The following is a 7044-nucleotide window of genomic DNA, read 5'->3' on the forward strand; positions in this document are numbered from 1 at the left end:
CAACGGCCGGTCCTTGAGCCGCCGGCACCGCATCGGTCGGATGGGCCGGCAATGCCAAAAGCTGCGGATCCCGCAGCAGGCTGTCCATGCGCGCGATAAGCTGATCAATGGGCAAGCTCGGCAGAATCTGTAAGACCTTGAAAAAACCATTTCAATGGCCAAGCGGGGTTGGTAGGCATGCCGCACGTTGGTTTCGGCATTGAACAGCAGCGTGAATGTCTGGTCGATCAGGGGAAGGGAGACATCCTTGACCTGATCGGCCATGGCCTCGATCTCACCCGGCGAAAGCTCGGCCAGGATATCGGCGCGGACGGCCATTTTGACAAGCATCAGGTGGCGGAAATGCATCAACAAATCCGCATAGAAGCGTTTCAAATCCTGGCCATTTTTAAAAACATCAGCGATAACGGCCAGTACGCGGGAGATGTCCCGGGAAAATACCGCAGCGGAAAGGTCGGACAGCACGGCGTGGTCCAACCCGCCCAACAGGTTCATCACATGGGCGTCATCCAACTGGCCGTCGCCGCAGGCAGGATCTGATCCAAAAGGCTCAAGGCGTCCCGCATGCTGCCGCCGGACTCACGGGCGATGCGCCACAGGTTGTTGGTTGATATGGCGACCGATTCCTGCCGGCAGAGACTTTCCATGTGGCCGACCACGGCGGCCAGGTCAATACGCTTGAGGTCGTGGCGCTGGCAGCGCGAAAGGATCGTGATGGGGATCTTATGGGCCTCGGTGGTGGCAAAAAGAAACATCACATGGGCCGGCGGCTCCTCCAGGGTTTTCAGGAGGGCGTTGAACGCGGCGATGCTGAGCATATGAACTTCGTCGATGATATAGATCTTGAAACGGCTATGGGCCGGCATGTACCGGCTGTTGTCGCGCAGTTCACGCACCTGTTCGACGCTGTTGTTGGAAGCACCGTCAATCTCGAACACATCCACGCCCCGGCCGGCGGTGATATCCATGCAGGAACGACAGTGGTTACAGGGGGTTTCAGTGGGGCCCGTCTCGCAGTTCATGGCCTTGGCGAGAATGCGCGCAACGGTGGTCTTACCGGTGCCGCGGGGACCGGAAAAGAGAATGGCATGGGCCACCCGCCCGGCCTTGATGGCGTTTTTAAGGGTCTGGGTGACATGCTGTTGCCCGACCACCGCATCGAACGTCTGGGGTCGATATTTACGCGCTAAAACGAGATAACCCATCTGCTTGTACCTTCGAAACCACGGCTTTTTACGCGTTCATCCAGGTTGGCTGCCTCAATGTATCCCAAGTGCCACCGACGGGCAAGCCGTGATTTTCCGGTTCTTTCCGTCAACCATTAAGAAAAGCGGCGCGGAAAAACGGATGCAAGGGGGAAAGAAAAGGGTGGGAGCGCAAGGTTGTGGCGGAGAGAGAGGGATTCGAACCCTCGGTGCCGCTATAAACGACACACACGATTTCCAGTCGTGCTCCTTCAGCCAACTCGGACATCTCTCCGCATAGGGGGCGACCAAACGCAACGGCGGCTGGCATTCTCCGCGAGAACAACGCTTCAGCATCCTTGTCGGACCGGCGATGGCGGAGAGGGTGGGATTCGAACCCACGATCCGCTTTTGGCAGGATACCGCTTTTCGAGAGCGGGGCCTTCAGCCACTCGGCCACCTCTCCGTTGTTTCCGCAGGCACCAGCATAAAGAAGCCTCCGATAGCCTTTTTCCCGATGCTTTGTCAAGCGTCAAATTGATTTTTTGGCCGTCCCGTCCCTGCGCGCGCCGGTATCGTCTCCGATTTATCCTTGAATTGACGCGACCATTTATAGTATCAAGCCCAACTTGGCATCGACCCCCCACTATGGAAAGGACAAATCATGCCACCGTGTTGCCGTTTAAGGGAATTTTATATAATCCGGCAAAGATTGCCGACAGCGCAGATGTCACCACGCCGCCCTATGACGTGATCTCCTCCGAGGAACAGGTGGCCTTTCATGAGCGGCACCCCAACAATATCATTCGCCTGATCCTGGGGCTGGCCACCCCGGCCGACACAGCCAAGGACAATCCCCATACCCGCTCGGCGGCCTTCTATCGCCAATGGGTGGCCGAGGATGTTTTGCGGCAGGACGACCAACCGGCACTCTACCTGAAGGCCATCACCTATCCGCATGGGCAAGCCACGATCACCCGCTACGGTCTGATTGCCCGGGTGGGCATCGAGGCGTTCGAAAAACGGATCATCCTGCCCCACGAAAAAACCTTTTCCAAAGTCCGCTCCGAACGACTCGATCTGCTCAAGGCCACCCACTGTAACTACTGTCCTATTTTCTCACTTTATCCCGATGAGGGAAACCTCTTGAGGACGCTGGAAGCAGCCGTCGACAAGTCGCGCGCGGATGTCGATTTCACCGATGAAAACGGTCACCATCACCAGTTGTGGCGGATCCTCGACCCGGCCATACAGGCCCAGGTGACCCATGCCATGCAGGACAAACGCCTCTTCATCGCCGACGGCCACCATCGCTACGAGACGGCCCTCAATTTCAAAAAGCACCTCGAAGCCACCGATCCCGCGTTCAATGACCGGCATCCGGCCAACTACGTCATGATGTACCTTTGCAGCATGAGCGACCCGGGGTTGATCATCCTGCCCGCCCATCGTCTGGTCAGGGGATTGCCCCCCGAGGAGATCCAACGGGCCCTGGAGCGCGCACGGACCTGGTTCGATATCAGCGACTATCCCTATACGGCGGAAAACCGTAAGACCGTCGAACAGCAGTTCTGGAATGATCTGGCAAGCGGTGCCGAAGGTCATGTCATCGGCGTCTATGCCCACGGGACACCGGTCTTTCATATCCTGACCCTCAAGACCGGCGTGATGGCAGAACTTTTTGGCGCCGAACTCGATGCGGCCCTCCAAGAACTGGATGTCACCATCCTGACCCGCCTGATATTCATGAACATTCTCGAATTCGACCAGGCCCGCTTGGACGACGCATCCCGCTTCGGCTATGCCAGCACGGGGGACAAGGCCCTGGCCGCCATCGACAGTGGCGCCTTTGACGCGGCCTTTATTCTCAACCCCACCCGCATCGAACAGGTTCAGAAAGTCGCCCAGAAAGGGCTGGTCATGCCGCGCAAATCGACCTATTTCTACCCCAAAGTGCGGTCGGGCCTGGTGATGAACAGCCTGGTCGACGAATCATAGCGCTTTCGCGGGTCGTTTTTTACGGGAACCGGCCCGTGCCTGGGACGCATCCATTATGGGGCTCTCTACGAATCCGACAGTTCTGGATGGGCACCGCTCCGATTGTTCAGCCGGTAAACATCGCTTCAATGGGCGGGGTATAATGCCCGCTCGCGTCGTAGACTTCAGCGACGGCAAGACCGTCATTCCCGGACGACCGCCATGGACCCCCGTCACCGCCACCAATTGGGCCGGTGATGCGCTGTTGGCATGAATCATGGTCAATTGTTTGGGTTCGATACCCTCGTCGCGCATGGCCGAAAGGAGATCCACGGTACGGACGGCCGGATAGATGATCGAAAGGTGGCCCATCTTTCTCAACAGGCGTCGACCGGTGTGCAAGAGGGTCGACAGATCGATTCTCAGTTCGTGACGTGCCACGGCCCGCTGGGAATCGGCACAGAGTCTGCCGCTGGCCAACTTGCGATACGGCGGGTTGCTCACCACCCAATCGACCGGCCCGCCGACATCGGCCAGCGAGAGGTCGACCATGTCCTTCTCCATAATCCGAATCCGATCGTCCATCTGATTTTCGGTCACATTTCGGCGGGCGAAGGCAGCAACGCAGGCTGAAGTTCCACGGCCACCACGTTGATGGTTGCCTGTCTGAAGGCCATCAGGATGGGAATCACACCGCAGCCGGTTCCCAGGTCCAGCACGCGGTCACCATCGGCGGGGGCGGCCAAATGCGACAGGATCACCGCATCGATAGAAAAACGATATCCTTCGCGGGGTTGGTGGAGAACCACCCGCCCATGAAAAAATTGATCCCTTGTCGCCGCTTCCAGCATGATGCAAATACCGGCTAAAATCGCCCAATTTTGAATTTGATATCGGTAATCGGTCCGCCCGGAAGCCCATGATTGAATTTTTCGAGAAGGGTATTTTTCAGGAACTGCAGCTGGTGCAGCCACGCGGAACTGGACACATGCACCACCAGGTGGGACCCCATGATGGCAAAAGGCCGGGCGTTGTCAGAAATCGGCGGCCCGATGGTCTTGTCCCACACCTCGATGAGCTGCAGGATACCGTCTTTGTTTTCTGCCCGGCACTGGTCGATGATGGATTTGAGCACCTGTCCGATGGGTGTAAAGGGAATCTTTGGCGGGTTCTTTTTCTCCATGGGATGAAGGTTCCTTTTGCTCGCATCGGTTGATATCTGCGCCACGGCATCGGGGATGCGTATTTTCCCTGAATGCCATGGCCTATATGAGGTGTCCCAAACGAAGTCAACCCCCAGCTTGGCGTTGTCTTCCACATTTTCCATTGAATCGGTTTTAATGGAAACAACGAGCGGTGCTTGTGGTTTGATTTTCCTTGACTTGGGAAAGGGCCACCCTTAGATTAACTCACGTTTGCCGATCATCCGGTATCATCACGCATCCATCCGCACGTATCCAGGCGTCATCCGTAAACAGTCCACAAACAGGGGACGACGGCCATCGCCGCCCGCGGGAGATTGCAACCGGCAAGCGATCCGGTGGACAGCGGCAATACCCTTTTTTCAATAACCCGCAAACAAGGACGCGCAATGGCCTGGGATTGGGAAAAACTGAACCGTCAGCATCAGCAGCAAGGCGGAGCGCCACCACAAATGGAGGATTTGATCAATCAACTGAAGAGATTGAAGCCCCCCGGCGGATCTTTACTGATTCTACTCTTCATCGTTATCCTGCTGATCGGCTACTCGGTCTTCTTCACCATCGAATCCGGATCGGTAGGGGTGGTTCAGCGTTTCGGAAAATTCGTTCGCATTGCCGAGCCGGGCCCCAACTTCAAATGGCCCTTCGGCATCGAAAAAGTCACCAAGGTCAGCCAGGAACGGGTCTACAAGGAAGAATTCGGTTTCCAATCGAACCGTAATGATTACGGCGGGCGCTATACCGCGGCATCGGATACGGAAAGCGTGGCGCTCATGCTCACCGGCGATCTGAATGTGGCTGTCGTGCCTTGGATCGTGCAGTATCGCATCAAGGATCCCTACAGCTACCTGTTCAAAGTCAAGGATCCCAATGGTCTTTTGCGCGACTTGTCGGAATCGAGCATGCGCCTGGTGGTCGGTGACCGCAGCATCAACGAAGTCATCACCAAACGGGATGAAATCGCCGTCGAAGCCCAGCAGGTGCTGCAGCAGGAACTGGACAAGGCCGAAACGGGAATCACCATCGTTACCGTGGAAATGAAAAAAACCAATGTTCCCGAGCCGGTCCAACCCTCCTTCAACGAGGTCAACCAGGCCACGCAGGAAAAGGAGAAATTGATCTACCAGGCCAACGAAGACTACAACAAGGCCATTCCCGCCGCCAAGGGCGAAGCGGAGCGTACGATCAAAGCCGCCGAGGGGTATGCACTGGACCGAATCAACCGCGCCAAGGGTGATGCGGCCCGATTCAGGGATCTTTATGCCGAATATGCCAAAGCCAAGGACGTGACCAAGCGCCGACTCTACCTGGAATCCCTTCAGGAACTGCTTCCGAAGATCAATCGCAAGTATATCGTCGACGCCAACCAGAAGAATCTTCTGCCGCTCCTGAACCTCGGAAAGAATGGTGGTGAATTAAAATGAAAACAAAAATAATATTGGCTGTCGTCGGTGCCTGGTGCTGCTCTTGGCCATCTGTGCCTATACCGTCGATGAAACCGAGCAGGTCGTTGTCACGCGCTTCGACAAGGTCAACCGGACCGTTACCACACCAGGCTTGCAGTTCAAGATTCCGGTCATCGAAAAAGTGCTGGTCTTTCCGAAAAATCTTCAGGAATGGGACGGTGATCCCGGCCAGATTCCCACACGCGATAAAACCTACATCTGGGTCAACACATTTGCCCGTTGGAAAATTACCGATCCGGAAACCTTTTTTAAAACGGTTGGCTATGTCAGCCGGGCGCAGCAACGCCTGGACGAGATCATCGACCCCACCGTACGCAATTTCATCACTTCCAACCGGCTGATCGAAGCGGTTCGCAACAGCAATCGTGAACTGGATACCTTTGAGGATCTGGGGGACGGAACGGCTCAGGAAAACACCCAACGGGATAAACCCGCCCGATTCTCACAGGTTTTCGTCGGACGTGACAAAATCGACAGTGGCATCTTGAATCAGGCCGCGCCCAAGCTGAAACCCTTCGGCATTGAGCTGGTGGAGGTCAAGATCAAGCGGGTCAACTATGTGGAACAAGTCCGCAAGTCGGTTTACGACCGAATGATCGCGGAGCGGAAGCAAATTGCCCAAAAATTCAGGTCCGAAGGGAAAGGCGAGGCTCAGAAGATCCTGGGCGACAAAGAGCGGGAGTTGAAGCGCATCGAATCGGAAGCCTACCGGTCCGCCCAGGAAATCAAGGGCAAGGCCGACGCTGAATCCACGCGTCTCTACGCCGACGCCTTTGGGCTCGACCCGGAATTTTATTCATTCGTGAAGACGATGGAAGTCTACAATGCGGCCCTGTCTGAAAACAGCGCGCTGGTGTTGTCGACAGACTCCGAAATCTTTAAGTACATGAAAGGTTACAAAGGCACTGCGGCTGCGACGCCGTAAAATAGGAAATCCCGACCGAGCAAGGGCCATTAAAAAGCACCGACACGAAACCGAATCGGTGCTTTTTTAATGATATCCACAGAAGGTCAAAGGTAGCATTATTTGCCCTTTCTCCGCTGGTGCCGCGTACGGGCCAACAGCTTTCTGTGCTTATGCTTGCGCATCTTTTTTCTGCGTTTTTTGATTACGCTGCCCAACCGATCACCCCCATTCATTTTAAGCGATTTGGATAAAATGGGTCTTTTATACCATCGCCAGTTGCTTGTCCATCTTTTTTTGGTTAATCCCCA

General features: G+C 55.8%; 9 protein-coding genes and 2 tRNA genes. 3 read left to right on the plus strand and 8 right to left on the minus strand.

The features are described from left to right. The 4 genes from JCM12296_RS31240 to JCM12296_RS31255 form a co-directional block, all read right to left on the minus strand. The coding region (locus JCM12296_RS31240; protein ID WP_157068064.1) for a hypothetical protein at positions 1-513 on the minus strand (513 nt) is incomplete at its 3' end. Beyond that, positions 495-1205 (minus strand): DNA polymerase III subunit gamma/tau, encoded by a 711-nt coding sequence (dnaX, locus tag JCM12296_RS31245; RefSeq protein WP_054701283.1) that lies wholly within the window; start codon positions 1203-1205, stop codon positions 495-497. The genes dnaX and JCM12296_RS31240, both read right to left, overlap by 19 nt. Positions 1206-1385: 180 nt before the next feature. Further along, positions 1386-1479, minus strand: a tRNA-Ser gene (locus tag JCM12296_RS31250). 79 nt (positions 1480-1558) lie between these two features. After that, positions 1559-1650: transfer RNA gene (locus JCM12296_RS31255), tRNA-Ser, on the minus strand. Positions 1651-1856: 206 nt separating this feature from the next. On the opposite strand from JCM12296_RS31255, the gene JCM12296_RS31260 reads away from it, so the two are divergent. Beyond that, on the plus strand, positions 1857-3182 hold the full coding sequence (locus JCM12296_RS31260; RefSeq protein WP_054701286.1) for a DUF1015 domain-containing protein: 1326 nt from the start codon (positions 1857-1859) through the stop codon (positions 3180-3182). On the opposite strand, the gene JCM12296_RS31265 is transcribed toward JCM12296_RS31260, so the two are convergent. The 3 genes from JCM12296_RS31265 to JCM12296_RS31275 are packed head-to-tail and all read right to left on the minus strand — an operon-like array spanning position 3177 to position 4344. Next, positions 3177-3713 (minus strand): hypothetical protein, encoded by a 537-nt coding sequence (locus JCM12296_RS31265; RefSeq protein WP_172684205.1) that lies wholly within the window; start codon positions 3711-3713, stop codon positions 3177-3179. The genes JCM12296_RS31260 and JCM12296_RS31265 overlap by 6 nt on opposite strands. A gap of 44 nt (positions 3714-3757) precedes the next feature. Next, complete coding sequence (locus JCM12296_RS31270) at positions 3758-4012, minus strand: methyltransferase (protein ID WP_054701293.1); 255 nt, start codon at positions 4010-4012, stop codon at positions 3758-3760. 14 nt (positions 4013-4026) lie between these two features. After that, positions 4027-4344 carry a DciA family protein gene (locus tag JCM12296_RS31275; protein WP_054701296.1) on the minus strand — a complete coding sequence of 106 codons (318 nt, stop codon included), beginning with the start codon at positions 4342-4344 and terminating at the stop codon, positions 4027-4029. Between the two features lie 408 nt (positions 4345-4752). On the opposite strand from JCM12296_RS31275, the gene hflK reads away from it, so the two are divergent. Together hflK and hflC are read left to right on the plus strand one after the other, a co-directional pair. Next, positions 4753-5787, plus strand: a complete 1035-nt coding sequence (gene hflK / locus JCM12296_RS31280; RefSeq protein ID WP_054701304.1) for an FtsH protease activity modulator HflK — start codon at positions 4753-4755, stop codon at positions 5785-5787. A 34-nt stretch (positions 5788-5821) separates the two neighbouring features. Continuing rightward, the gene (gene hflC, locus JCM12296_RS31285) at positions 5822-6754 is read left to right on the plus strand and encodes a protease modulator HflC (RefSeq protein WP_246805178.1); all 933 of its coding nucleotides are present in this window, start codon (positions 5822-5824) and stop codon (positions 6752-6754) included. A 98-nt stretch (positions 6755-6852) separates the two neighbouring features. On the opposite strand, the gene JCM12296_RS37370 is transcribed toward hflC, so the two are convergent. Next, positions 6853-6951 (minus strand): 30S ribosomal protein bS22, encoded by a 99-nt coding sequence (locus JCM12296_RS37370; RefSeq protein WP_073474648.1) that lies wholly within the window; start codon positions 6949-6951, stop codon positions 6853-6855. Positions 6952-7044 lie beyond the last annotated feature (93 nt).

Origin of the sequence: Desulfosarcina cetonica JCM 12296, assembly GCF_001311845.1 — a bacterium.
Lineage (GTDB): Bacteria > Desulfobacterota > Desulfobacteria > Desulfobacterales > Desulfosarcinaceae > Desulfosarcina > Desulfosarcina cetonica.

Excerpts from the sequence above, each read along its gene's own strand:
- JCM12296_RS31275 (WP_054701296.1), bottom strand. The coding sequence starts at position 4,344 with ATGGAGAAAAAGAACCCGCCAAAGATTCCCTTTACACCCATCGGACAG.
- hflK (WP_054701304.1), top strand. The coding sequence starts at position 4,753 with ATGGCCTGGGATTGGGAAAAACTGAACCGTCAGCATCAGCAGCAAGGC.
- JCM12296_RS31270 (WP_054701293.1), bottom strand. The coding sequence starts at position 4,012 with ATGCTGGAAGCGGCGACAAGGGATCAATTTTTTCATGGGCGGGTGGTT.
- JCM12296_RS31265 (WP_172684205.1), bottom strand. The coding sequence starts at position 3,713 with ATGGTCGACCTCTCGCTGGCCGATGTCGGCGGGCCGGTCGATTGGGTG.
- dnaX (WP_054701283.1), bottom strand. The coding sequence starts at position 1,205 with ATGGGTTATCTCGTTTTAGCGCGTAAATATCGACCCCAGACGTTCGAT.